General features: G+C 71.9%; 21 protein-coding genes. 12 read left to right on the forward strand and 9 right to left on the reverse strand.

All coding sequences use genetic code 11. From position 1 onward, the window contains the following. Positions 1–999 (reverse strand): MFS transporter (locus tag A6A29_RS04900; protein WP_241838319.1); only part of this gene is annotated, 999 nt, incomplete at its 3' end. A 90-nt stretch (positions 1,000–1,089) separates the two neighbouring features. Further along, a complete protein-coding gene (locus A6A29_RS04905) occupies positions 1,090–1,530 on the reverse strand; it encodes a MarR family winged helix-turn-helix transcriptional regulator (protein ID WP_073718624.1) in 441 nt (146 codons plus the stop codon). A gap of 134 nt (positions 1,531–1,664) precedes the next feature. Here A6A29_RS04905 and A6A29_RS04910 point away from each other — a divergent pair, with 134 nt between their 5' ends. Continuing rightward, positions 1,665–1,877 (forward strand): ribbon-helix-helix protein, CopG family, encoded by a 213-nt coding sequence (locus tag A6A29_RS04910; RefSeq protein WP_073718625.1) that lies wholly within the window; start codon positions 1,665–1,667, stop codon positions 1,875–1,877. A gap of 28 nt (positions 1,878–1,905) precedes the next feature. On the opposite strand, the gene A6A29_RS04915 is transcribed toward A6A29_RS04910, so the two are convergent. Further along, positions 1,906–3,360: an NCS2 family permease gene (locus tag A6A29_RS04915; RefSeq protein ID WP_073718626.1), complete on the reverse strand. Its 1,455-nt coding sequence runs from the start codon at positions 3,358–3,360 to the stop codon at positions 1,906–1,908. 236 nt (positions 3,361–3,596) lie between these two features. On the opposite strand from A6A29_RS04915, the gene A6A29_RS04920 reads away from it, so the two are divergent. Continuing rightward, positions 3,597–3,950, forward strand: a complete 354-nt coding sequence (locus A6A29_RS04920; RefSeq protein WP_073718627.1) for a DUF2530 domain-containing protein — start codon at positions 3,597–3,599, stop codon at positions 3,948–3,950. 118 nt (positions 3,951–4,068) lie between these two features. After that, positions 4,069–6,612: an HAD-IC family P-type ATPase gene (locus tag A6A29_RS04925; protein ID WP_073718628.1), complete on the forward strand. Its 2,544-nt coding sequence runs from the start codon at positions 4,069–4,071 to the stop codon at positions 6,610–6,612. Between the two features lie 111 nt (positions 6,613–6,723). Here the strand turns inward: A6A29_RS04925 and A6A29_RS04930 are convergent, their stop codons facing one another. The 3 genes from A6A29_RS04930 to A6A29_RS04940 all read right to left on the reverse strand — a co-directional run bounded on the left by A6A29_RS04930 (position 6,724) and on the right by A6A29_RS04940 (position 12,146). Further along, positions 6,724–7,590 (reverse strand): DUF5707 domain-containing protein, encoded by an 867-nt coding sequence (locus tag A6A29_RS04930; protein WP_073718629.1) that lies wholly within the window; start codon positions 7,588–7,590, stop codon positions 6,724–6,726. A 203-nt stretch (positions 7,591–7,793) separates the two neighbouring features. Then, a complete protein-coding gene (locus A6A29_RS04935) occupies positions 7,794–11,003 on the reverse strand; it encodes a sacsin N-terminal ATP-binding-like domain-containing protein (protein ID WP_073718630.1) in 3,210 nt (1,069 codons plus the stop codon). 216 nt (positions 11,004–11,219) lie between these two features. Then, entirely contained in the window at positions 11,220–12,146 is a 927-nt protein-coding gene (locus A6A29_RS04940) for a DUF3027 domain-containing protein (RefSeq protein WP_079182571.1), read from the reverse strand. Positions 12,147–12,530: 384 nt separating this feature from the next. Here A6A29_RS04940 and A6A29_RS04950 point away from each other — a divergent pair, with 384 nt between their 5' ends. Genes A6A29_RS04950 through A6A29_RS04965 form a run of 4 tightly spaced genes read left to right on the forward strand, consistent with a single transcriptional unit; the run spans position 12,531 to position 16,071 of the window. Then, on the forward strand, positions 12,531–13,967 hold the full coding sequence (locus tag A6A29_RS04950; RefSeq protein WP_073718631.1) for an MFS transporter: 1,437 nt from the start codon (positions 12,531–12,533) through the stop codon (positions 13,965–13,967). Positions 13,968–13,994: 27 nt separating this feature from the next. Then, entirely contained in the window at positions 13,995–14,474 is a 480-nt protein-coding gene (locus A6A29_RS04955) for a DUF2771 domain-containing protein (protein ID WP_073718632.1), read from the forward strand. A 39-nt stretch (positions 14,475–14,513) separates the two neighbouring features. After that, positions 14,514–15,230 carry a futalosine hydrolase gene (locus A6A29_RS04960; protein WP_073718633.1) on the forward strand — a complete coding sequence of 239 codons (717 nt, stop codon included), beginning with the start codon at positions 14,514–14,516 and terminating at the stop codon, positions 15,228–15,230. Continuing rightward, positions 15,205–16,071 (forward strand): 1,4-dihydroxy-6-naphthoate synthase, encoded by an 867-nt coding sequence (locus tag A6A29_RS04965; RefSeq protein ID WP_073718634.1) that lies wholly within the window; start codon positions 15,205–15,207, stop codon positions 16,069–16,071. The genes A6A29_RS04960 and A6A29_RS04965 overlap by 26 nt, the downstream gene beginning before the upstream one ends. A gap of 75 nt (positions 16,072–16,146) precedes the next feature. On the opposite strand, the gene A6A29_RS47460 is transcribed toward A6A29_RS04965, so the two are convergent. Next, on the reverse strand, positions 16,147–16,530 hold the full coding sequence (locus tag A6A29_RS47460; RefSeq protein WP_073718635.1) for a cold-shock protein: 384 nt from the start codon (positions 16,528–16,530) through the stop codon (positions 16,147–16,149). A 169-nt stretch (positions 16,531–16,699) separates the two neighbouring features. On the opposite strand from A6A29_RS47460, the gene A6A29_RS04975 reads away from it, so the two are divergent. Further along, positions 16,700–16,939: a hypothetical protein gene (locus tag A6A29_RS04975; RefSeq protein ID WP_073718636.1), complete on the forward strand. Its 240-nt coding sequence runs from the start codon at positions 16,700–16,702 to the stop codon at positions 16,937–16,939. A 141-nt stretch (positions 16,940–17,080) separates the two neighbouring features. On the opposite strand, the gene A6A29_RS04980 is transcribed toward A6A29_RS04975, so the two are convergent. Then, on the reverse strand, positions 17,081–17,725 hold the full coding sequence (locus A6A29_RS04980) for an HAD family hydrolase (RefSeq protein WP_073718637.1): 645 nt from the start codon (positions 17,723–17,725) through the stop codon (positions 17,081–17,083). A gap of 162 nt (positions 17,726–17,887) precedes the next feature. On the opposite strand from A6A29_RS04980, the gene A6A29_RS04985 reads away from it, so the two are divergent. The 4 genes from A6A29_RS04985 to A6A29_RS05000 are packed head-to-tail and all read left to right on the forward strand — an operon-like array spanning position 17,888 to position 21,862. Continuing rightward, the gene (locus tag A6A29_RS04985; RefSeq protein WP_073718638.1) at positions 17,888–18,898 is read left to right on the forward strand and encodes a FecCD family ABC transporter permease; all 1,011 of its coding nucleotides are present in this window, start codon (positions 17,888–17,890) and stop codon (positions 18,896–18,898) included. 32 nt (positions 18,899–18,930) lie between these two features. Beyond that, positions 18,931–20,013, forward strand: coding sequence for a FecCD family ABC transporter permease (locus A6A29_RS04990; RefSeq protein WP_073719005.1), 1,083 nt, complete (start codon positions 18,931–18,933; stop codon positions 20,011–20,013). After that, the gene (locus A6A29_RS04995; protein ID WP_073718639.1) at positions 20,010–20,885 is read left to right on the forward strand and encodes an ABC transporter ATP-binding protein; all 876 of its coding nucleotides are present in this window, start codon (positions 20,010–20,012) and stop codon (positions 20,883–20,885) included. The genes A6A29_RS04990 and A6A29_RS04995 overlap by 4 nt, the downstream gene beginning before the upstream one ends. Next, entirely contained in the window at positions 20,882–21,862 is a 981-nt protein-coding gene (locus A6A29_RS05000; protein ID WP_073718640.1) for an ABC transporter substrate-binding protein, read from the forward strand. The genes A6A29_RS04995 and A6A29_RS05000 overlap by 4 nt, the downstream gene beginning before the upstream one ends. 63 nt (positions 21,863–21,925) lie before the next feature. Here the strand turns inward: A6A29_RS05000 and A6A29_RS05005 are convergent, their stop codons facing one another. Then, the gene (locus tag A6A29_RS05005; RefSeq protein WP_073718641.1) at positions 21,926–23,209 is read right to left on the reverse strand and encodes a hypothetical protein; all 1,284 of its coding nucleotides are present in this window, start codon (positions 23,207–23,209) and stop codon (positions 21,926–21,928) included. Positions 23,210–23,221: the final 12 nt, after the last annotated feature.

Here is a 23,221-nt window from a genome sequence, read left to right on the forward strand (position 1 = left end):
CAGCAGGATCGCGAAGAGCCAGACCGAGGGCGACAGGGCCGCGGCGATCTCCAGCAGTCCGAAGGCCGTGCCCGCGGCCACCAGCATCCGCAGCCTGGTGGAGCGGCGGCGGGCGGCGAGCAGGGCGCCGGCCAGGGAGCCGGCCGCCATCAGGATGTTGAAGAACGAGTACATCCCGGCCCCGCCGTGGAAGATCTCGTCCGCGAAGGCGGTGAGCCAGATCGGGAAGTTGAAGCCGAACGTGCCGACGAAGCCGACCAGGACGATCGGCCAGATCAGGTCCGGGCGCCCGGAGACGTAACGCAGTCCTTCGCGCAGCTGGCCCTTGGCGCGGGGGACGGTCACCGAGGCGTGCATCTCGTCCGTGCGCATCATCAGCAGGCCGATGAGCGGCGCGAGGAACGACAGGCCGTTGAACATGAAGGCCCAGCCGCTGCCGACCGTGGTGATCAGGACACCCGCGACGGCGGGGCCGATGAGCCGGGCGGACTGGAAGTTCGCCGAGTTGAGGCTGACGGCGTTGCGCAGCTGCGCGGGGCCGACCATCTCGGAGACGAACGACTGGCGGGCCGGGTTGTCCACGACCGTCACCATGCCGAGCAGGAACGCGATCAGATAGACGTGCCAGACCTCGATGGCGCCGGAGAGGGTCAGGACGGCGAGTGCGATGCCGCAGAGACCGAGCATGGCCTGGCTGACGAGCAGGATCTGTTTCTTCGGGAGGCGGTCGGCTATCACTCCGCCGTACAGACCGAAGAGAAGCATGGGGAGGAACTGCAACGCCGTCGTGATACCGACGGCGGTGGCGGAACCGGTGAGGCTCAGGACGAGCCAGTCCTGCGTGATGCGGGACATCCAGGTACCGGTGTTGGAGATCACGGCGCCCGTGGCGAACAGGCGGTAGTTGCGGATCTTCAGCGACGAGAAGGTCCCGCCGGTCTTGCTCTCGTGGGTGGACGTCGGTGCGGGGGCGGAGTCTGCTCCGGATCCCGTACTCAAAAGGGTTCGCCTCCTCGGGCGTATACGGCGTGCTGTCCGACGGGGACGTGACAGCGGGCGCTCCGGCTGTGGTCCGGGGCGCCCGTGGGGTCACAGGTGGGCAAGCTTCTCCAGCACGGGCGCCGCGGCCCGCAGCGTGTCCCACTCGTCCTCGTCCAGGCCCTCGGCGAGGGTGGTCAGCCAGGCGTTCCGCTTGGTGCGGCTCTCCAGGAGCATGGCCTCGGCCTGCTCGGTCTGGCTGACCATCTTCTGCCGACGGTCATCGGGGTGCGGTTCGAGCCGGACCAGTCCCTTGGCTTCGAGCAGGGCGACGATGCGGGTCATCGACGGCGGCTGCACGTGCTCCTTGCGGGCCAGCTCACCGGGGGTGGCGGAACCGCAACGGGCAAGGGTGCCGAGCACGGACATCTCTGTCGGGCTCAGCGACTCGTCGACACGCTGGTGCTTCAGACGTCGGCTCAGCAGCATCACGGCGGAGCGAAGGGAGCTCACGGCGGCGGCACTGTCGCCGTCGTGGATCAGGTCAGGCATGTTTGTTAGCGTAACTCATTACCTACCCTAAATACCACTCGGTGGTACACGCGCGAGAATCTGCTCACCCGAACGAGTGATTCGGAAGCGGAAAGTGACACCGAGCGTGCGCCAGGGCGGCGACCCTGCTTGTCATGGGATCGACAGTGCTCAGCCTGCGGATAGACGGTGAGCTGCTCGACCGGCTCCGGCAGCACGCCGCAAAACGCGGAATGAGCGTCCAGGACTATGTGGTCCGGACGCTCATGCGCGACGACTTCGACGAGCGCTTCCACGCGGCCGTCGACGAAACGGAGAAGTTCTACGGGGCCGAGACCCGGGTGGACCCGGCGAACCGGTTCACCTGAGCCGCCCCGGGCAGGGTGCCGCCACCGATCACGTGAGGCCGAGAGCCGGCATCGCGTAGTAGAAGACGAACACCGCCGACACCACGTACATCGCCACCGGGACCTCACGGCCCCGGCCGGCCGCCAGCCGCAGCACACTGAAGGCGATGAAGCCGATGCCGATGCCGTTGGTGATCGAGTACGTGAACGGCATCATCACCATGGCGAGGAAGGCCGGGATCGCGAGCGTGTAGTCGCTCCAGTCGATGTCCCGCACCGATCCCGCGATGATCAGGAAGCCGACCGCCAGCAGGGCGGGGGTGGCCGCCTGCGACGGGACCATGGTCGCCAGCGGCGTCAGGAACAGCGCCACCGTGAAGAGCAGACCGGTCACCACACTCGCGAACCCGGTGCGGGCACCTTCACCGACACCGGCCGTGGACTCCACGAAGCAGGTCGAGGCGGAGGAGGAGCTCGCACCGCCCGCGGCCACCGCGATGCCGTCGACGAACAGCACCTTGTTGATGCCGGGGAAGTTGCCGTCCTTGTCCGTCAGCTTCGCCTCGTCGCCGACACCGAGGATGGTGCCCATCGCGTCGAAGAAGCAGGACAGCAGCACGGTGAAGACGAACAGGACGCCCGTCAGGACGCCGACCTTCTCGAAGCCGCCGAACAGACTGACCTCACCGATCAGCCCGAAGTCGGGCGAGGCGACCGGGTTGCCCGGCCACGCGGGAACGGTCAGCCCCCACGCCTGGCCCGGCAGATCGGCGATCGCGTCGATGATCAGCGCGACGACCGTCATGGAGACGATGGAGATCAGGATCGCGCCCGGCACCTTGCGGACGATCAGCGCGAGGGTGAGCAGCGCGCCGAGGACGAAGACCAGGACCGGCCAGCCGTTGAGGTGACCGTCGCCGCCGAGCTGGAGCGGCACGGTGGTGTGCGCGGCGTCCGGGATACGGGAGACGAAGCCCGAGTCGACCAGGCCGATCAGCAGGATGAAGAGACCGATGCCGATCGCGATTCCCTTGCGGAGCGACTTCGGTACGGCGTTCATCACGCGTTCGCGCAGCCCGGTCGCGACGAGGAGCATCACGACGAGGCCCGCGAGGACGACCATGCCCATCGCGTCCGGCCAGCTCATCCGGGGAGCGAGCTGGAGGGCGACGACGGTGTTGACGCCGAGACCGGCGGCCAGCGCGATCGGCACATTGCCGATGACGCCCATCAGCAGCGTGGAGAAGGCCGCCGTCAGCACCGTGGCGGTCACCAGCTGGCCGCTGTCGAGCTGATGCCCGTACATGTCCTTCGCGCTGCCGAGAATGATCGGGTTGAGCACGATGATGTAGGCCATCGCGAAGAACGTGGCGAATCCGCCCCGGATCTCACGGGCGACCGACGACCCCCGCTCGGAGATCTTGAAAAACCGGTCCAGGCTGCCGTGCGGCTGCGGGGCCGGAGGCTGCTCGGGGTCGACCTGGGCGGTAGCCGCGGGGGACATGGTGACCTCAGTCGTACGTAGGGGGGTTCAAGGAACGAAAAGCGATCAACTTTGGACTTTCAGACGAATAATTCGAGCCAGCCAAAGCAGATTCAGTATGAATACATAAGGCGAAGATCGCTATCTCCGCGCGTAGACCCTTGGGCCGACCGGCCCGGCGGCACTTGTGTACGCGGCCTCAGGGGCGTCCGGCGGGCGTCCTCCGGCTGTTCCCGATCGGCCCATACACTGAGCTCATGGAGAAGTGGACACCGAAGCACGAGGCGCCCGAGCCCCTGGAGGGTCCCGTCGTCGCCACCATCACGGGCGGCACGATCCTCTGGTTCGTCCTCTTCCTCGCGCAGCTCCCCTTCTACGGCTGGTTCGCCGACCACGGACACACCTGGTGGGTGTGGACCCCGCTGGCCGGTGCCGGGCTCGGGCTGATCGGCATCTGGTACGTGCGGGGCCGGGACGCGGCGCTCAAGCGGCACGCGGCCGAGGCCGCCGCCTCCGCCCACGGCGGGACCCACGGCGGGACCCCGGGCGGGACCCCGGGCGGGACCCCGGGCGGGGCCCCGGGTGCCTCTCCCGCCTCTCCCACCACCTGAGCGCCCCCCGCCTCCTGAGCGCGTTCCGTACAACCACAGGACCGACTTGATCCTCCGCTGGTCTGATCTTCCGACCCCCGGCGGGTAATCCGGCGCACCCACCCGTACCGTCGGAACCATGACACAGCGGGCACTCGACTCCTCCGGGGAGCAGACCCCCGGACCTCCCCGGCCGGCCATGATCGACGCCGGAGCCGAACTCGACCCCGTACACCCGATGCGGCCACCACCCTCGGCCCGGCACACCGGCGGGCTCACGACCGCCGAGGTCGCCGAACGGGTCGCCCGCGGCGAGGTCAACGACGTACCCGTACGCTCCTCGCGCTCCCTCACCGAGATCGTCCGTGCGAACGTCTTCACCCGGTTCAACCTGATCATCGGCGTGCTCTGGGTGATCATGCTGTTCGTCGCGCCGATCCAGGACAGCCTCTTCGGCTTCGTGATCGTCGCCAACACCGGTATCGGCATCGTCCAGGAGTGGCGTGCCAAGAAGACCCTGGACAGCCTCGCGGTCATCGGTGAGGCGAAGCCGACCGTGTGGCGCGACGGGGTCGCCGCCGAGATCTCCACCTCCGAGATCGTCCTGGGCGATCTGATCGAACTGGGCCCCGGCGACAAGGTCGTCGTGGACGGCACGGTCGCCGAGGCGGACAGCCTGGAGATCGACGAGTCGCTGCTCACCGGCGAGGCGGACCCGGTGATCAAGCGGTACGGCGACCCGGTGATGTCCGGCAGCTTCGTCGTCGCGGGCGGCGGCGCGTTCACCGCCACCAAGGTCGGCCGCGAGGCGTACGCCGCGCAGCTCGCCGAGGAGGCGTCCCGCTTCACGCTCGTCCACTCCGAGCTGCGCAGCGGCATCAGCACCATCCTGAAGTACGTGACGTGGATGATGGTGCCGACCGCGATCGGCCTGATCATCAGCCAGCTCGTCGTCAAGGACAACAACTTCAAGGAGTCCGTCGCGCGGACCGTCGGCGGCATCGTCCCGATGATCCCCGAGGGCCTGGTCCTGCTCACCTCGGTCGCCTTCGCCATCGGTGTCGTGCGGCTCGGCCGCAAGCAGTGCCTGGTGCAGGAGCTGCCCGCCATCGAGGGGCTGGCCCGGGTCGACGTCGTCTGCCTGGACAAGACCGGCACCCTCACCGAGGGCGGCATGGACGTCACCGAGGTGCGCCCGCTGAACGGTTCGGACGACGCGTACGTCTCCCGGGTCCTGGGCGCCCTCGGCGCCTCCGACCCCCGGCCCAACGCCAGCCTCAAGGCCATCGCCGACGCCTACCCGGACGGCGCGGGGTGGGCCGTCACGGACACGCTGCCGTTCTCCTCGGCGCGCAAGTACAGCGGGGCGGCGTTCCACGAGGGCGACGGCAGCGACGCCGGTGGCGCGGACGGCGTGGACGGCGGGAGCGACGGGAGCGGCGCGGACGGCGGGAACGGTGGGAGCGGCAGCCGGCGGTCGGCCTGGCTGCTCGGCGCCCCCGATGTGCTGCTGCCCGACGAGGACCCGACGCTCACCGAGATCGAGCAGCTGAACGAGCAGGGTCTGCGGGTGCTGCTGCTGGCCCGCGCCTCCGGCGCTCTCGACGGGCCCGGCATCGGCGACGGGGCCGTACCCACCGCTCTGGTCGTCCTGGAGCAGCGGCTGCGGCCGGACGCCGCGGAAACCCTGGCCTACTTCGCCGACCAGCGGGTCGCCACGAAGGTGATCTCCGGTGACAACGCGGTCTCGGTCGGCGCGGTCGCCGGGAAGCTCGGTCTCGCGGGCGCCGAGAACACGATGGACGCGCGCCGGATGCCCACCGACCCCGACGCGATGGCCACGGCCATGGAGGAGAACGCGGTCTTCGGCCGGGTCACCCCGCAGCAGAAGCGGGACATGGTCGCGGCCCTCCAGTCGCGCGGCCACACGGTCGCGATGACCGGTGACGGGGTCAACGACGTCCTCGCGCTGAAGGACGCCGACATCGGGGTCTCGATGGGTTCGGGCTCCGAGGCGACGCGTGCCGTGGCGCAGATCGTGCTGCTGAACAACAGCTTCGCGACGCTGCCGTCCGTCGTCGCCGAGGGCCGCCGGGTCATCGGCAACATCACCCGGGTCGCCACGCTGTTCCTGACGAAGACCGTGTACTCGGTGCTGCTGGCGGTCCTGGTGGTCTGCTTCCAGGTGGAGTACCCGTTCCTGCCGCGGCATCTGACGCTGCTGTCCACGCTGACGATCGGCGTACCGGCGTTCTTCCTCGCCCTCGCGCCGAACAAGGAGCGGGCCCAGCCGCACTTCGTCCGCCGCGTCATGCGGTACGCGATCCCGTCCGGGACGATCGCGGCGGCGGCCACCTTCGTGACGTATCTGCTGGCCCGGCACCACTACGCGGGCGCGGGCGCGCTGGACGCCGAGACGAGCGCGGCGACGCTCACGCTGTTCCTGGTCTCGATGTGGGTGCTGGCGATCATCGCCCGCCCGTACACCTGGTGGCGCGTCTGCCTGGTCGCGGCGATGGGGCTGGGGTTCCTGATCGTGCTGGTCGTGCCGTGGCTCCAGAACTTCTTCGCCCTGAAGCTGGTGGGGACGACCATGCCGTGGGCGGCCGTGGGAATCGCGGCAGCGGCAGCGGTGGCCCTGGAGTTCGTCTGGCGCTGGGTCGGCCGCCGCTTCGGAGCGTAGGAAAGCCGCGAGGCACCCCGCACCTGGACGGTGCGGGGCGCCTCGGAAGGTGACTCGGGTGGTGCCCGGACGGACACCTCGGGCGACTCCTGGGAGACGCCCGGTGCGTGACTACTTCACGTCGAGGTAGTCGGCGCCGGCCGAGACGGCCGGGGTGGTGGAGGTGCCGCCGAAGCTGTAGCGCCAGTAGCCGTCGACCGAGGCCTTGACCGTGGTCTTCAGCGCGCCCGTGGAGCTCGACTTGATGGTCTTGATCGTCGTGTAGGTCTTGCCGCTCTTCTTGCGGAACTGGAGCTTCACGGACTGCTTGCTGTAGCCCTTGTACGTGCTGGTGTCCCAGTTCGCACGGGTCAGCTTGCCGGTGACCGTGATGGTCTTGCCCTTCTTCACGGGCTCCGGCGAGGCGTTGACCGTCAGCTTGGAGAGCCGCTGCATCTTGACCCAGGCGAGCGAGTCGTGGTCGTACTCCTCGCCGTTGTCGTCCACGCCGGAGACGCCGACGTGCCAGTTGCGCGCGTCGGAGTTCATCAGCCAGCCCGGGTCGACCGTGAGGGCCGTCGTGCACGTGGTGGTGGTGGCGTTGACCGCCTTGCACGTGACGCCGCCATCCTCGGGTCCGAACCCGAAGCTGTCCTCGTCGTCGATGTTCTTGCCGACCCAGATGAACGCGGCGACGCCGCCGACACCGGCGGTGTCGGTGGCGGTCACCGAGACGGAGATCTTCTTCTTCGCCGTGGTGCCGACCACGATGGGCTTGCCACCGTTGGTGACGATCTTGGTCACCTTGAAGGTGTCGGCCGCGGCGGCGCGGGCCCCGAGGGGCGCCTTCGCCGAGTCGGAGCCCTTCGGCGCCGGGAACTTGTAGTCGTGGGACCACGAACGACCGTCGTCGGCCTGCGCGGCCTGCGCGGCCGGAAGGGTGAGAGCGGACAGGGCCAGGGCGCCGGTAGCTACGGCAACAGTGGCACGAATGCGCATGCGTTCCCCAAGTGTGGAGCAGGGGGCCCACGGTTTCGCGTTCACCCGGTGGGACCCGTCTGGTCTGCGAGTCTGCTGACTCGACAGACCAGACCTCTCAGGCGTGTGAACGGTTGTACGAACCCATGACTTTTCTGTGAAAGTCACACCGGACCTGTCATGCCGGACCCGTCGCTCCCGGCCCGCCCCCGCCCCCGCCCGGCTCAGTCGAACCAGCGGTCCCGCGCCAGCTCCTCCGTACGCGAGGGATCCTCCAGCAGCGCCGCCACCTCGAAGCGGCGCGGCCACTGCCCGGCCGCCCAGGCCAGGCCCGCGGCGACACCCTCCAGCGTGGCGGCGTGCACGGCGCCGTCCGGGGTGCGGCGCCAGTCCAGCTCGACGCCGCCCGCCCGCAGCTCGGCGTGCTCGATGTACACGTCCGGGGTCCCGGCACCGAGCAGGACCCGGACCGATTCCGGTACGCGGTGCTCCTCGCCCTCGCTCGTCACCTCGGCATCGATCGTCTCGCCGAGCCGCCGCACCTGGAAGAGGTCGGCCAGTTCGGCGGCGCGCGCCGGGGCGACCGGCAGCAGGGCCACGCCCTCGGTCAGCGGCAGGACATCGGGGGCGTCGGCGATCACGGCATCCGCCGCGTCCACCACCGTTACCTCGCCGTCCACGACCGCGCGCAGCTCGTCGGGCAACGTGACCTGCTGCGGGTCCAGTTCGGCCAGGGCCGTGTAGAGCGCGTGCAGCTGTACGGGGCCGACCGGGCGGTCCTCCTCCGCGAGCCGCCCCAGCAGTTCCGCGGCGCCGCCCGGCTCGTCCAGGAGCGCGGCCACCGAGGTCCGTACGCCCAGCGCGCGCAGCACCTGGGCATCGTCGAACCCGGACGCGTCGACGGCGTCGTAGAGCCCGTTGAGGCGCGGGTCGCCGCCCGCCGCGCGCAGGCCCGCCGGACGGCGGCCGTCCAGCACCGGGTGGTCGCGCAGCCACCAGGCGGTGTACGGGCGCACGGACTGCGTCGTGCCGTCCGGGAGCAGCACCCGGACCGGATGGGTCAGGGCGTCGCGCAACGGCGGCCGGGCGAGCATCGCGAGCGCCTGCGGCCAGGCGTCGTCGTCGACGAGGTCCAGGTCGCGGACGGCGACGAGTTCGGTGGCGACGGGCGGCACGGGGGTGTCGGGCAGCTGGTCGAGGATGTCCTCGCACCACACGTCGACGGCGTCGAGCAGCCCGGCGTCGTCCGGTTCGGCGAAGTCCCCGTCGCGGGGCTCCAGTTCATCGGGGTCGAGCACCACATCGGTGGCCCGCACCAGCGCGAAGGTGGCCAGCACCCCGCACGCGGTGAGCGGCTGCTCGCCCCAGCGGGCGGCCAGCTCCTCGTCGCACAGGGCCAGTTCCCCCTCGCGCATGACCTGGGCGAACGGGCTTCCCGGCAGGACGAGTTCACCGGCGGGCGCGGGCTCGCCGTCCTCGTCCGGCAGGGCCAGCGCGCCGAGCCAGGGCTCGTCGCCGGGGGCGAGGTCCGCGTCCCGTACGAGGGTGAGGACGGTCTCCGCGAGCTCGTCGCCGTCCAGCGCGTCCTCGTCCCAGATCTCCCCCGCGTCCAGCGAACCGGCGACGGCGGCCCGCACCTGCGGGGTCCTCAGCACGGCGCGCGGGGTGGCGGGCAGGGCGCCCAGCTTCTCCAGGAGCGGATGGGCGGCGTCCGGGTGGGCGACCTTCAGGCCCAGCCGGGCCAGCCGGGCGAGTACGGGGCCGGTGAGGGCGTCCGGGAGCGGCATCAGGACCTGGCGGGGGCCGATGGTGGTGCGGGGCGCCTGGTCCGCGGGGGCGTCGGGGGCCCCGGCGAGCGGGACCGGGAGGCCGGAGAGCCGGTCCGGGTCGATGCCCGTCAGGCTGTCGTAGAGCCGACGCCACCAGGACGGGTCGCGCTCCAGTCCGGCGAGGCGGTCGACGGCCTCGGTGAGCGGGACGCGGGCGACGCCGAGGGTGCGCAGCTCGGTGCGGCGTTCCAGCCCGGCGGGCAGGAGGCACGGCAGCACCTCGGCGAGCACCTGCACGGTCGCGGCGCCGACGCCCTCGACGATCTCGGCCTCGACAGGCCGCAGGGCGGTGGTGGCCCCGCGCGGTGCGGACGGGGCGTCGTCCTTGTCCCAGTCGTCCCACCGGTCGGGCTCGGTCGCCGGGTCCCGGGGCGCGGCGGCCTCCAGGAACGCGATCCGGGGCAGCCGGGAGAGGATCGCGCCGCGCAGGGCGCCGTCCAGCTCGCCCTTGCCCAGCGGCCCGGGGACCAGGTCGACGGTGCCCGTGGACACCGGCTGCCACTCGGCGAGCAGTCCGGCGTACGCGTCGGCCGCGCGCTCCACCAGGAAGTCGGTGAGGGGGCCGGGCGCGGGGTGGCGGCGGCTGGTGTCCAGCGGCAGCGAGGCGATGAGGAGCGCGGGGATGCCGAGGGGTTCGTCGGTGGGGGTGGGCGCGTGGACGACGGGGGCGGTACGGGGGTGCTGCGGGGCGCCCTGTTCGTCCACGGGCACGGCCCAGGTGACCGACCAGTGCGGACGCAGCCGCTCCTCCACGGGCCGGTCGGCGAGCAGGGCGGGCTCGACCGGGCCGTGGGCAAGGACGGTGCGCCAGCGGTGCGTCCCGTGCGCGGAGTCGTCGATGTGGATGTACGGGCCCTGCTGGGTGCGCCGCAACGTCCGTACACCGTCCGGGGTTTCGATGACGATCTCGTCGAGTCCGGAGAGGGTGAGCAGGAGTGCGTCGTCCACCGCGGCGAGCAGCCGGCCGACGAGGTCCTCGGCCGTGCCGTCGCGCAGCGGCAGCACCACGACGGTGTCGTACCCGTCCGGTGCGGTGCCCTCGGCGGGCAGCGGGAGCCGCAGCAGCGGTACGTGGCCGTCGCGGCGGCGCAGCTCGTCGCCGAGACCGGGGCTGCCGATGGCCGCCTGCCGGGCCAGGTCGCGGGCCTCGGCCAGGGACCAGCGGACGCCGCCGTGCCGGCCGACGACCGCGGGCTCGTCGCTGACGGCGAGGACGGCGGCGAACCCGACGCCGAACCGGCCGACGGCGGACTCGTGCCCCTCCCGCTTGGCGGAGGCGCGCAGGGTGCTCAGGGACTCGACGCCGGTCGCGTCCAGCGGGGCGCCGGTGTTCGCGGCGGCGAGGACGGCGCGGGCGTCCGGATCGCCGGGGGCCGCCGGGTGCAGGGTGAGCCGCAGCCGTCCCGGGACACGGGCGCGGGCGGCGGCGTCGGCGGCGTTCTGGGCCAGCTCGACGACGAGGCGGTCACGGTAGCCGCCGAGCGCGAGGTCCTCCTCGGCGTTGGCGTCCTCCCGGAAGCGGGCCGGGCCGGCCCCCCAGGCGTCGAGCACGCCGCGCCGCAGCCGTGCCGTCCCGAACGGATCGGCCCCCTCGGTCGCATTCATGCTCACGCTCTCGACTCCGCTCTGTTCCGGTGACCCGTGACCTGTGCGCGGCGGGCACGACGCGTGACGCGTGCGGTGTACTGCCGTGTGGCGCGTGTGCCCATGCCGCCCAGTGTGCGCCCGAAGGTACCGCGACGGCGGGCAGGCACAGAACCAAGCCCGCCCGGCGATGTCCTCCATCGCCGGGCGGGCCGGGTTCTTCGCGTGTCGAGCCCGTCAGGAGTGGCCGAGATCCTCCGTGGGCACGTCCGCCTCGTCCGGTACGGACCCGCTGTCACGCGCCGGGCGCAGCGCGTACTCGTCCACCTGGAGGGTGTCCAGGGCGTGCGGCGCGGGCTTCGCCGGCTTCGGCATCACCGCCGCCTCGGAGTGACCTCCGCAGCCGTACGCCAGCGACACCACATGCCCGTCGGCCGGGCCGAACTCGTTCGCGCACACGCCGAACGCCTGCTTGAGCGAGCCCGTCATGGGCACCAGGAACGCACAGGTCACACAGGTGGCCGGGGCCGCCTGCGCCATGGGGGTCTTCGCCCCGAACTCCTCGTCCCAGCGGTCCGCGGCCGCGTACAGCCCGTACCGGGACAGCACCCGCGCCCGCCGCGTGCCGAGCTCGTCCGCGACCGCGGCGATCGAACCGCGGCGCGTCGCGCCCGGCCGGGCCGTCAGCTCCGCGTCCTCCGACTCGACGAGGTCCGCGAGGTCCGCGGAGACCGCGGAGTTCGGCGGGGGCTCGTCCTCGCCCGTGTAGCCGGGCTCCAGGCGAAGGTCCTCCGCCTCGGTGGGCAGCAGGTCGCCGGGGCCCATGTCGCCGGGGCGCAGGCGCTCGCTCCACGGCACCCACTCGGGGGCCAGGAGCGCGTCCGAGCCCGGCAGGAGCACCGTCTCGTCCAGGGTGACGTTCTTGGCGCGGGAGGCCCTGGCGACCGTCACCGCCCAGCGCCAGCCCCGGTAGCCGGGGTCCTTGCACTCGAAGTAGTGGGTGACGACCCGGTCTCCCTCGGAGACGACCCCCACATGCTCACCGACCACTCCTGGCGCGGCGGCTTCCTCGGCCGCCGCGCGGGCGAGGTCTACGGCCTCGGCGCACAGGCGGTCGGGAACGGGGGTACGGGCCGTACGGCTTCGCGTCGTCGCAGCACTCACAGGTCTCGCTTCTCTCCATACGCCAGTCTCACGAGCGCGCCAGCTGCTGTGCGATTGCTGTTTTCGGCCATGACAGCTGTGGGCGGAGCGGACCTGGGGGCCGCGTCGACGTCCACACCCGTTGTGCCTGCCTCGGGCGCACCTTCTGCCATCCATTCTGCGGGATCGCGGAGAGGCGCGCGGCCAAGAACAACCGCCGGTGGCGCGTTACGCACGCTACCCTCTCCGCCGCTCCGCGCCCACCTGCCGTCCCAAACGTGCCGTATCCATTCTGCCGATCACCGGTCCGATCGCCGGTCCGGTCACTGGTCCGACGGGGCGCCTCGCGCCGCGTCGGTGCCCGATCACGGTTCACCGGGGCGAGGGTTGGGGCACTATGACGAGGTGGCTGCCGCCAGGTCGCACGACGGTTCCGGCCCGCTCCGCAGGGCAGGCCGGTCGATGGGTCATGCCCTGCGCTCCCCGTTCACGGGCACCGCGAAAGGCATCCGAAAGGCGACACACGCCCATGGGGCCGGGGAATCCGGCCTCGGCAAACTGATCGAACTGCACGCGGTGAACGGCGCGGGCGACGTGATGATCACGGTCGCGCTCGCCTCCACGGTGTTCTTCTCCGTCCCGACGGACGAGGCGCGCGGCCGGGTCGCGCTCTACCTGGCCATCACGATGGCCCCCTTCACCCTGCTCGCCCCGGTGATCGGCCCGCTGCTGGACCGGCTGCCGCACGGCCGCCGCGCCGCGATGGCGGGTGCGATGTTCGCGCGGGCGGTGCTGGCGATCACCATGTCGGGCGCGGTCGCCACCGGCGGGCTGGAGCTGTACCCGGCGGCGCTGGGCGTCCTGGTCGCCTCCAAGGCGTACGGGGTCGTCCGCAGCGCTGTCGTGCCGCGTCTGCTGCCACCCCGCTTCTCCCTGGTGAAGGCCAATTCGCGGGTCACCCTGGCCGGACTCCTCGCGACGGGTGTGGCCGCCCCGATCGGGGCGGGGCTCCAGACCATCGGATCGGGCTGGCCGCTCTACGGTGCGTGCGCGATCTTCCTCGGGGGGACGTTCCTGGCCTTCACGCTGCCGCACAAGGTCGACTCCGCGAAGGGCGAGCGCAAGGCGCGCCTGATCCTCCCGCACGGCGCGGACGGCGAGCCCCCCGCCACGAAGGCCCGCACGGGGCGCGGTGGCCGGCGCATCGGCAGGAAGAACGGTGACAAACCGGTCCGGGACAAGCCCCCCGGGCTGCGCTCCGTCGGCGGTTCCGTCCTGCACGGGCTCCAGGCGAACGCCTCGCACCGGGCCCTCTCCGGCTTCCTGATCTTCTTCCTGGCCTTCCTGCTGCGCGAGCACCCGCTCGCGGGCCAGAGCGCCGCCATCTCGCTCGGCATCGTCGGTGTCGCGGCCGGGGCCGGCAACGCCTGCGGTACGGCGGTGGGCGCCTGGCTCCGGGCCCGCGGCCCCGAGGTGATCATCGCGACCGTCCTCGGGCTCGCCCTGGGCGTCGCCATGCTCGCCACGCTGTTCTTCTCCACGGTGATGGTCGCCGCGCTCGCCGCGGTGGCGGGTTTCACCCAGGCCCTGTCGAAGCTGTCGCTGGACGCCATGATCCAGCGGGATGTCCCGGAAGAGGTCCGTACGTCCGCTTTCGCCCGGTCCGAGACATTGCTCCAGATGGCCTGGGTGGTCGGCGGCGGCATCGGTATCGCCCTGCCCCTCAACGGAGTACTCGGCATGTCGGTCGCCTCGGCGATCCTCGCCCTGGGTGCCGCCACCTCCGTACGGGGGCTGCTGGGCGCCGCACGGCGCGGCACGCCGCACCCCCGCGTGGCATGAGCGGGGGCGACCGATAGCCTTCGGCCCATGACCGTTGCGTTCTTCTCCGGTAAGGGCCGTCGAATCGGCGTCGCTCTTGGTGCCGTGTCCGCGGGACTCCTTGTCCTGTCCGCCTGCGACAAGCCGACGCCGCTCGCCACCGTGACGGTCGGCGACAACTCGGTGAACACCGAGGCGACCTGCTACAACGACGGCGAGGCCCTCAAGGAGTCCGACATCCAGGGCTGCCTCAACAAGAAGGCCGAGAAGTCCGTCAAGGTCGCGATGGACGACAAGGTCCGCTTCGGCGTCGACCCCGAGATCGCCGACAACGGCTGGACCCTCTTCATCAACGGCCAGCAGGCCGAGCAGGAGCCGTACAAGAAGACCTACCGGTCGATCCCCGGCAGCGCCTTCTTCGCCAGCCAGACCGGCGAGACCTCGAACAAGACCCAGATCTCCCTCGTGGAGACCAAGGGCAAGAAGCTCACGGGCATCTGGCACTTCGAGCTCAAGAAGACGTCCTGACCCCCTCCTGATCCCGCCCGATCCCGGAGGCTCCCTTCCGTGCGTGTGCTTGTCGTGACCGCTGTCCCGGTGGAACGGGACGCGGTCACGCGTGCGTTCGGGGCCACCGCGGAGGTGGCTGACGTACCGGGCGGCGAACTGCACCGCACCGGTGCCTTCGACGTCCTGGCGGGCGGTGTGGGACCGGCCGCCGCGGCGGCATCGGCCGCCTTCGCGCTGGCCTCGGCGCCGCCCGGAGAACCGTACGGTCTGGTCGTCTCGGCCGGGATCGGCGGCGGTTTCGCCCCCGCCGCCCCCATCGGCTCGCTCGTCGTGGCGACCGAGCTCGTCGCCGCCGACCTGGGCGCCGAGACCCCGGACGGTTTCGTGCCCGTCACCGGACTCGGCTTCGGCCGGGACCGCTTCCTGCCGCCGCCCGCGCTGGTACGGGAGGTGGCGGCCGCCACCGGAGCGGCGGCCGGACCGGTGCTCACCGTCTCCACCGTGACCGGCGGCGCCGCCCGCGCCGCGGGCCTGCTCGCCGCGCACCCGGGTGCGCTCGCCGAGGCGATGGAGGGCTTCGGGGTGGCCGAGGCCGCCGATCGGGCCCGCGTCCCGGTACTGGAACTGCGGGCCGTCTCGAACGCCGTCGGCCCCCGCGACCGGGACGCCTGGCGCATCGGCGACGCGCTGGCCGCACTCACCGGGGCGTTCGGGAAGACAGCAGCCGTACTGGAAGGTTGGACCCGGCATGACCGAAACGACTCACTCAGCTGACGCGGCGTTGCGCATCGCGTTCTCGCGCTGCCCCAACGACACCTTCGTCTTCGACGCCTGGGCGCACGGACGGGTCCCCGGCGCGCCCGCCCTCGACGTCACCTTCGCCGACATCGACATCACCAACGGCATGGCCGAGCGCGGTGAACTCGACGTACTGAAGGTCTCGTACGCCGTGCTGCCCTGGGTCCTGGAGGAGTACGCGCTGCTGCCGTGCGGCGGCGCGCTGGGGCGGGGCTGCGGGCCGCTCGTGCTGACGAAGGAGCCGGGTACGGATCTGACCGGCCGGACCGTCGCCGTACCGAGCGAGCGCTCGACCGCCTATCTGCTCTTCCGGCTCTGGGCGGCGGAGGTCGTACCGGGCGGGGTCGGCGAGGTCGTCGTCATGCCGTTCGACGAGATCATGCCCGCGGTGCGGGACGGCAAGGTGGACGCCGGACTGGTCATCCACGAGGCGCGCTTCACGTATCAGAACTACGGCCTGCACAACCTGGCGGACATGGGACGGCACTGGGAGGAGACGACCGGTCTGCCGATCCCGCTCGGCGCGATCATCGCCAAGCGCTCGCTGGGCGCCGAAACGCTGGGACGGCTGGCCGAATCGGTGCGCACATCCGTACGGATGGCCTGGGACGCGCCGGAGGTCTCACGGCCCTACGTCCTGGAGCACGCCCAGGAGATGGACCCGGCCGTGGCCGACCAGCACATCGGGCTCTACGTCAACGAGTTCACGGCCGGCCTCGGCGAGGACGGCTACGCGGCGATCCGCGGCCTGCTGACCCGCGCCGCGGCCGAGGGGCTCGTTCCGCCCCTCGGCCCGGACGCTCTGGCATTTCCCTGACGGCGCTCCGGCACTTCCCTGACGGCGCTCCGTCGTTCCCCCGACGCGGCCCGCGGTGCCGGGCCGTGCGCCGGACTACACGTCGAGCTGGTCGGCGACCGCCCGCAGCAGACCGGCGATCTTCCCGCCCGCGACCTTGTCGGGGTAGCGGCCCCGCTCCAGCGTCGGCGTGATGTTCTCCAGGAGCGTGGTCAGGTCCTGGACGATCGACGCCAGCTCGTCCGGCTTGCGGCGCTGCGCGGCCGCGACGGACGGGGTGGGGTCGAGGATTGCCACGGACAGCGCCTGGTCACCGCGTTGACCTGCGACAACGCCGAATTCCACCCGCTGGCCCGGCTTGAGCACATCGACGTCGGCAGGGAGTACCGACGAGTGGACGAAGACGTCGCCGCCATCGTCGCGGGAGAGAAAGCCGAAGCCCTTCTCGCTGTTGAACCACTTGACCTTGCCGGTGGGCACGTCTGTCCTCGTCCTCGTACTCGTCGGTGCGCGGGAGAGCCGGGAAAAACGGCTCCGGATAGCAGTACAGCGGGTCCCCGTGACCCGCCGGGTCCCAGGCTAATGGCCCTGGGGCCGGTGACAAGACGTCGCCGGACGGTTCCTCCGGGCTGGGAACTACCCTGGCGGGGTGAGTACTACTCCTTCTGGCGCAGGTGACCGGCTGGTTCAGGTCGGCGCGATCGTTTTCTTCGTCGGCGCACTGGCCACACTGGTCACAGTGGCCCCACTTTTCCTGGGTACGGATCCGTTCCCGTCGCTCGCCTACGCGGTCTGTATGCTGATGGGTGTGGGGTTCCTGATCGCGGCGGCGGGGGTCGTGCGGTCGGCATGGACCAGCTCCCCGAAGCGGGCCGCGAGCCGCTCGTAACGCGGTACGGGGGGCGCCCCGCAGCGCCCCTGACGCGCCGTCCCGTCGGCCGCGCACCGGGACCGGCCCGTCCCGGTCGCGGTGCGGCCCGGTCGCGGTGCGGCCCGGTCCCGGTGCAGCCCGGTCGCGGTGCGGCCCGCGTCAGCCGCGGCTCTCCGCGAACGTACGCAGCCAGGCCGGGAACTCCGTGAGGTCCGAGAGGATCACGTCCGCGCCCGCCTCCCGCAGTTCGGCCGCGTCGCACGGGCCCGTCGTGACGCCGACCGACAGCGCACCGGCCGCGCGGGCTCCCCGCACGTCCCCGGTGTGGTCGCCGACGTACACCTGCGCGCCGTGTTCGAGCAGCGCCCGCGCCTTGGCCTCCGCCCAGAGCCGTCCGATCAGCGCGTCCGGCTCGATCCCGAGGTGGGAGAGGTGCAGTCGCGCGCTCGGCTCGTACTTGGCGGTGACGACGAGCGTCCGGCCGCCCAGCGCCCGCACCGCCCCGATGGCCTCCCGCGCGCCGGGCAGGGCCGGGGTCGGGGTGATCGCGTGTGTGGGATAGATCTCCCGGTAGCGGTCGGCGGTCGCGGCCACCGCGTGGGCCGGGTACCAGTTCGCCAGCTCGTCCTCCACCGGCGGGCCGAGCCTGCTGACGACCAGGTCGGCATCGATCGGCACGCCCGTCTCGGCGGACAGCGCCCGGTAGTTGGCCCTGATGCCGGGCCGGGAGTCGATGAGCGTCATGTCGAGGTCGAAGCCGACCGTCAGGGGATGCGAAGACGTGTGCGAAGCCATGGTGGCCATTGTGCCGACCGGCCCCCGGGGCCCACGAAATCGCGCCGCTTAGACTGATGACTTAGCTAAGCCTTACTTGTCCCGCACCCGTGCCCGCGGCCGACGTGCCACACCACCACACGTCATGTGCCCCGTCCCGCGCGCGCCCGTGTCCGTTGTCGATTGGGTCAGATGTCAGCCGCCGCACCACGCCTCTCCAGACGCGCTTTCGCGACGGCGTCGGCCGTCGTGGCGCTGTTGCTGGCCGTTCTGCTCAGCCTCGCCGTGGGGGCGCGCTCCATCGCCCCGGCCGAGGTGTTCGACGTACTGCTGCACGGCGGGCACTCCGACGCCGCCGAAGTCATCCGGAACATGCGGGTGCCGCGCACCCTCATCGGGCTGATGGTCGGTGCGTCGCTGGCCCTCGCGGGCACGGTGCTCCAGGGCATCACCCGTAACCCGATCGCCGACCCCGGCATCCTCGGCATCAGCCAGGGGGCGTCCGTCGGCGTGGTGCTGGCCATCGCGTACGCCGGGGTCCACACGCTCACCGGCTACGTCTGGTTCGCGTTCGCGGGCGCCGCGGTCGCCTCCGTGGCGGTGTACGCCATCGCGTCCAGCGGACGCGGCGGCGCGACGCCGGTGAAACTCGCGCTGGGCGGCGCCGCGATCAACGCGCTGCTGGTGTCGGTGACCATGGCGGTGCTCACGACGAAGGCGTCCGCGCTGGACGAGTTCCGCTTCTGGCAGGTCGGTTCCATCGCCGGACGCGAGGCGGAGGTGGCCCAGCAGATCTGGCCGTTCCTCCTCCTCGGTACCGTCCTCGTGCTCTCCGTGGCGCGCGGGCTCGACGCGCTCGCGCTGGGCGAGGACATGGCGAAGGGCCTGGGGCAGAAGGTGGCGACGGTACGGATCGTCGGCGGCATCGGGGCGACCGTGCTGACCGGCGCCGGGGTCGCCGCCGCCGGGCCGATCGCCTTCATCGGCCTCGCCGTCCCGCACATCGCCCGCGCGATCGTCGGCAACGACCACCGCTGGGTGCTGCCGATGGCGGCCCTGATCGGCCCCGTGATGCTGCTCGTCTCCGACGTCATCGGCCGCGTTCTCTTCCCGCCCAGCGAGGTACCGGCGGGTGTGATGACGGCCCTGATCGGGGTGCCGTTCCTGGTGGCGCTGGTGCGCCGGAAGGCGGTGCCCGCATGACCGGGACCACGAACGGGACCACGAAAAGGACCATGAACGGGACCACGGCTCCGGTACGTCCCCCGGTGCGGCCCGCCGGTTACTCGGTCGTCCGGATCGGGGCGCGCGGGCGGTTCCTGCTGCACCGCCGCGCCGCCGTCGTCGCGGCCTCCCTCGCCGTCCTCCTCGCCCTGATCTGTGTCGCGTACCTCTGTGTCGGCGAGAGCTTCGTCGCCCCCGCCGAGGCGGTCAGGGTGGTCCTCGGGCAGCCGTCGCCGGACGAACTGGTCGTGGGCACGCTGCGGCTGCCGCGCATGGTCGTCGGGCTCCTCGTCGGCGCCGCCTTCGGGATCGCCGGGGCGCTGATCCAGACCGTGGCCCGCAATCCGCTCGCCAGCCCGGACATCATCGGCATCAGCCAGGGCGCGAGCGCGCTGACGGTCGGCGCGATGACGTTCGGCCTGACCTCGTACACCGTCCTGCCGTATCTGTCGGTGATCGGCGGTGTCGCCGCGGCGGCCCTCGTGTACGCCTTCGCCTGGCGCGGCGGGCTGCACGCCACCCGCTTCGTCCTCATCGGCATCGGCTTCGCCATCGCGCTGCGGTCGGTCACCACCCTGTTCCTGACGAAGGGCGACTACCTGGTCGCCCAGCAGGCCCAGATCTGGATGACCGGCTCGCTCAACGGCCGCGGCTGGGAGGAGGCGGCGCCGATCGGCTGGACGCTGCTGATCCTGCTGCCCGCCGTGCTGTGGGCCTCCCGCGCGCAGCGCACCGTCACGATGGACGACGACACCGCGACCGCGCTCGGGGTCCGCCTGGGGCGGGTACGGCTGGGGCTCGTCGCACTCGGCGTGATCCTGGCGTCCGTGGCGACGGGGACGGCCGGACCGGTGGACTTCGTGGCACTGCTGGCCCCGCAGATCGCCCGCCGGATGACGCGCACGGCGCAGATCCCGCTGTTCTGCTCGGCCCTGCTCGGCGCGGTGATCGTCGTCTTCGCCGATCTGCTCGCCCGCAGGCTCTTCTCCCCCACCGAGCTTCCGGTGGGTGTTCTGACGGCGGCGGTCGGCGCCCCGTATCTGATCTGGCTGATCATCCGCGGCCACGGTGGCCGCAGTGGAGGCAAGGCATGAGCACGACGACCCGTCCGACCGAGGTCGCGGAGGCGACGAGCAGGCTCGCGGCCCGCGGACTGACCCTCGCCTACGAGGACCGCACCGTCGTCCACGAGCTGGACCTCGCCGTGCCCGACGGCCGGGTCACCGTCATCGTCGGCCCGAACGCCTGCGGCAAGTCGACCACCCTGCGGGCGCTCGGCCGGCTCCTCAAGCCGCGCGGCGGGGCCGTCCTCCTGGACGGCACCGAACTCGCGAAGATCCCCACGAAGAGGATCGCCCAGTCGATCGGGCTGCTCCCGCAGACCCCGGTCGCCCCCGAGGCGATCACCGTCTCCGACCTGGTCGCCCGCGGTCGCCAGCCGCACCAGCACTGGTGGCAGCAGTGGTCGCAGGAGGACGAGCGGGCGGTCACGGACGCCATGGAGCGCACCGACGTCTCGGCGCTCGCCGACCGTTCGGTGGACGAGCTCTCCGGCGGCCAGCGCCAGCGGGTGTGGATCGCGATGGCGCTCGCCCAGGACACCGATCTGCTGCTGCTCGACGAACCGACGACGTATCTCGACATCGCGCACCAGGTGGAGGTCCTCGACCTGGTGCGCCAGCTCTCCGCCCCGGCGGCGGACGGCACCCGGGGCCGGACCGTGGTGACCGTGCTCCACGACCTCAACCAGGCCGCCCGGTACGCCGACCACCTGGTCGCCATGAAGGCGGGCCGGATCGTCGCCGAGGGCCACCCCGGCGATGTCGTGACCGCCGAACTCGTACGCGAGGTCTTCGGCCTGGACGCGGTGATCGTCCCGGACCCGGTGACGGGTTCGCCGCTCGTCGTGCCCGGCGCCCCCTGGACGCCGTCCCCCTCCCCTCTCCGAAAGGCTCCCCAGACATGACCGCCTCACTCCGCAACCGCCGCGGCCTGGTCGCCGGCTCGCTCGCCGTGACCGCCGCGCTCGCCCTCTCCGCGTGCGGCTCCTCGGACGGGGACAGGGATTCCGGTTCCAAGGCGGCCGGGAGCGGGACGCACACGGTCAGCACCGTGAACGGGAACGTCGAGGTCCCCGTGGCGCCGAAGCGGGTCGTCGTCCTCGACAGCGGCGAGCTGGACTCCGCCCTCAGCCTCGGCGTCCGGCCGGTCGGCGCGACGCACTCGGCGACGGAGGACAGTTTCCCCTCCTACCTGCCCGCGAGCGAGACGAAGGACATCAAGCAGGTCGGTGAGATCGCCAACCCGAACATGGAGGCCGTCGCCGCCCTCAAGCCCGACCTGATCCTCACCAGCAAGGTCCGTGACGGGGACCGTTACGAGCAGCTCAGCAAGATCGCCCCGACCGTGATGACGGAGGCGACCGGCAGTGCCTGGAAGGAGAACTTCCAGCTGCACGCGGACGCGCTCGGCAAGAAGGCCGAGGCCAAGAAGGTCATCGCGGCGTACGACGCCCAGGTGGCGAAGGTGACGGAGGCGATCGGCGGCAAGGAGAAGGCGGCGGCCACGGAGGTCAACTTCGTCCGCTTCGTCGAGGGCGCGGAGATCCGTATCTACGGCAAGCAGAACTACATCGGTTCGCTCCTCGCCGACCTCGGCACGGGCCGCCCCGCGATCACGGACAAGGCGAAGGACGGGTTCTCGTACGACGTGTCCCCCGAGAAGATCGACCTGGCGGACGCGGACGTCATCTTCACGTCCACGTACGGCGACCCGGGCAAGGCGGGGACCACGAAGACGATGAACAGCGGCCTGTGGAAGGGCCTGAAGGCGTCGAAGAACGGCAAGGTCTTCAAGGTCGACGACCGGCTGTGGATCGCGGGCATCGGCTACACCGCCGCGGGCAAGATCCTGGACGAGTTCCAGGCCGACCTGACGAAGTAACGCCCTGCGGACGGGCCGCGCCCGGCAGGGGGCGCGGCCCGTCCGGACACCTCGGGCGAGGGCTCAGGTCGTGCGCCTCCGGCCTCGCCACACCAGGTACAGCGCCGAGGCCACCGCCGCCGTCCTGACCACCACCGGCCACGCCCCCACCAGCGCGTCCCGCATCTGGCCCTCAAGGATGGGCTCCCCCCAGCGCCCCTCCATCCGGCCCCACACCCACACCACCGCGGCGGCCACCACGACGCCCGGCAGGCCCATCGCGGCCCACTTCGCCTCGGCCCGGGAGAGGGTGCGCGAGCTGTACGCGAGCAGCCAGCCGCCCGCCAGGGCCAGCCAGGAACCGGTCAGCGCGCCGCCGGCCAGCAGGGCCGCGGCCAGCAGCAGCAGCGGATGCGAGGAGCGGCCCGTCGGTGCCGCGGCGGACTGCTCAGCGGCGGCGGCGGGCCTGCGGCGGCGCAGCCTCGGCAGTCGGCGGCGTACGCGGGCGCGCTTCGCGGGCTGCCCGTCGCCCTCCACGGCCTCACCCGCGGCGTCCCCGCCGTCCTCGCCGCCGTCGCCGTACTCGTCCTCGAAGCCGTCGGCCTCCTCGTCCGCGACCGGGTCACGGCGCCTCGGCGGCCTCAGGATCTCGGGGATCTCCACACCGCCGACGAACCCCGGCACGCGCTCGCCGTCGCCGAACGGCCCCGGTTCGATGCGCCACCAGTCGGGCTCACCGCCGGACGGACCCTGCTGGTCGCTGCCGAGCACATGCGGCGCGGAGGGGTCCGGCCAGTCGTACGCCGGGGCGGCGACGGCCTCCTCGGCCGCATCCGCGCTCTCCGGACGCTCGCGGTTCTTTCTGCTCTCGCGGTTCTTCCCGCTCTCGCGATTCTTTCTGCTCTCCCGGGTTTCCCCGCTCTCCCGGGTTTCCCCGTTCTCCCGGGTTTCGCCGCTCTCCCGCGAGCGGCCGGGCCCGTCCGACGCGCCCCGCCCGGAACCGTCTTTCGGCGCCTTGCGGAGCAACCCGCTCCGGGGCCGGGGAACGCCCCGCCGCTGCCCGCCACCGGCACTGCCGCCCGCGCCGCGCGGCTGATCGGCCGCGGCCCGCGCCGACGGCAGCGGCACCGATCCGTCGCCCGACTCGACCGCCGCGGCCACCAGTTCGTCCGGTGTACCGAGCCTGCCGATGATGCGCCGCACCGACGCCGGGGTGTCCGTACCGTCCTTGTCGCGCTGCCGGTCGATCTCGCCCCGCAGCGTCGAGACGAGCCGCATTCTGGTGCCCGACGGCAGCTGCTGTTGCTGGGCCAGGTCCCCGACCCGGCTCAGATAGTCGTAGACGAGCTGGTCGCTCTCGATCCCCACTCGATGGTTCCC

It is taken from the genome of Streptomyces sp. TSRI0281, from assembly GCF_001905125.1.
GTDB lineage: Bacteria > Actinomycetota > Actinomycetes > Streptomycetales > Streptomycetaceae > Streptomyces.

Bases quoted from the DNA above. Each gene is read 5' to 3' on its own strand.
- A6A29_RS04905 (WP_073718624.1), bottom strand. From the start codon at position 1,530: ATGCCTGACCTGATCCACGACGGCGACAGTGCCGCCGCCGTGAGCTCC.
- A6A29_RS04910 (WP_073718625.1), top strand. From the start codon at position 1,665: ATGGGATCGACAGTGCTCAGCCTGCGGATAGACGGTGAGCTGCTCGAC.
- A6A29_RS04915 (WP_073718626.1), bottom strand. From the start codon at position 3,360: ATGTCCCCCGCGGCTACCGCCCAGGTCGACCCCGAGCAGCCTCCGGCC.
- A6A29_RS04920 (WP_073718627.1), top strand. From the start codon at position 3,597: ATGGAGAAGTGGACACCGAAGCACGAGGCGCCCGAGCCCCTGGAGGGT.
- A6A29_RS04925 (WP_073718628.1), top strand. From the start codon at position 4,069: ATGACACAGCGGGCACTCGACTCCTCCGGGGAGCAGACCCCCGGACCT.
- A6A29_RS04930 (WP_073718629.1), bottom strand. From the start codon at position 7,590: ATGCGCATTCGTGCCACTGTTGCCGTAGCTACCGGCGCCCTGGCCCTG.
- A6A29_RS04935 (WP_073718630.1), bottom strand. From the start codon at position 11,003: ATGAATGCGACCGAGGGGGCCGATCCGTTCGGGACGGCACGGCTGCGG.
- A6A29_RS04955 (WP_073718632.1), top strand. From the start codon at position 13,995: ATGACCGTTGCGTTCTTCTCCGGTAAGGGCCGTCGAATCGGCGTCGCT.
- A6A29_RS04965 (WP_073718634.1), top strand. From the start codon at position 15,205: ATGACCGAAACGACTCACTCAGCTGACGCGGCGTTGCGCATCGCGTTC.
- A6A29_RS04980 (WP_073718637.1), bottom strand. From the start codon at position 17,725: ATGGCCACCATGGCTTCGCACACGTCTTCGCATCCCCTGACGGTCGGC.
- A6A29_RS04985 (WP_073718638.1), top strand. From the start codon at position 17,888: ATGTCAGCCGCCGCACCACGCCTCTCCAGACGCGCTTTCGCGACGGCG.
- A6A29_RS04990 (WP_073719005.1), top strand. From the start codon at position 18,931: ATGAACGGGACCACGGCTCCGGTACGTCCCCCGGTGCGGCCCGCCGGT.
- A6A29_RS04995 (WP_073718639.1), top strand. From the start codon at position 20,010: ATGAGCACGACGACCCGTCCGACCGAGGTCGCGGAGGCGACGAGCAGG.
- A6A29_RS05000 (WP_073718640.1), top strand. From the start codon at position 20,882: ATGACCGCCTCACTCCGCAACCGCCGCGGCCTGGTCGCCGGCTCGCTC.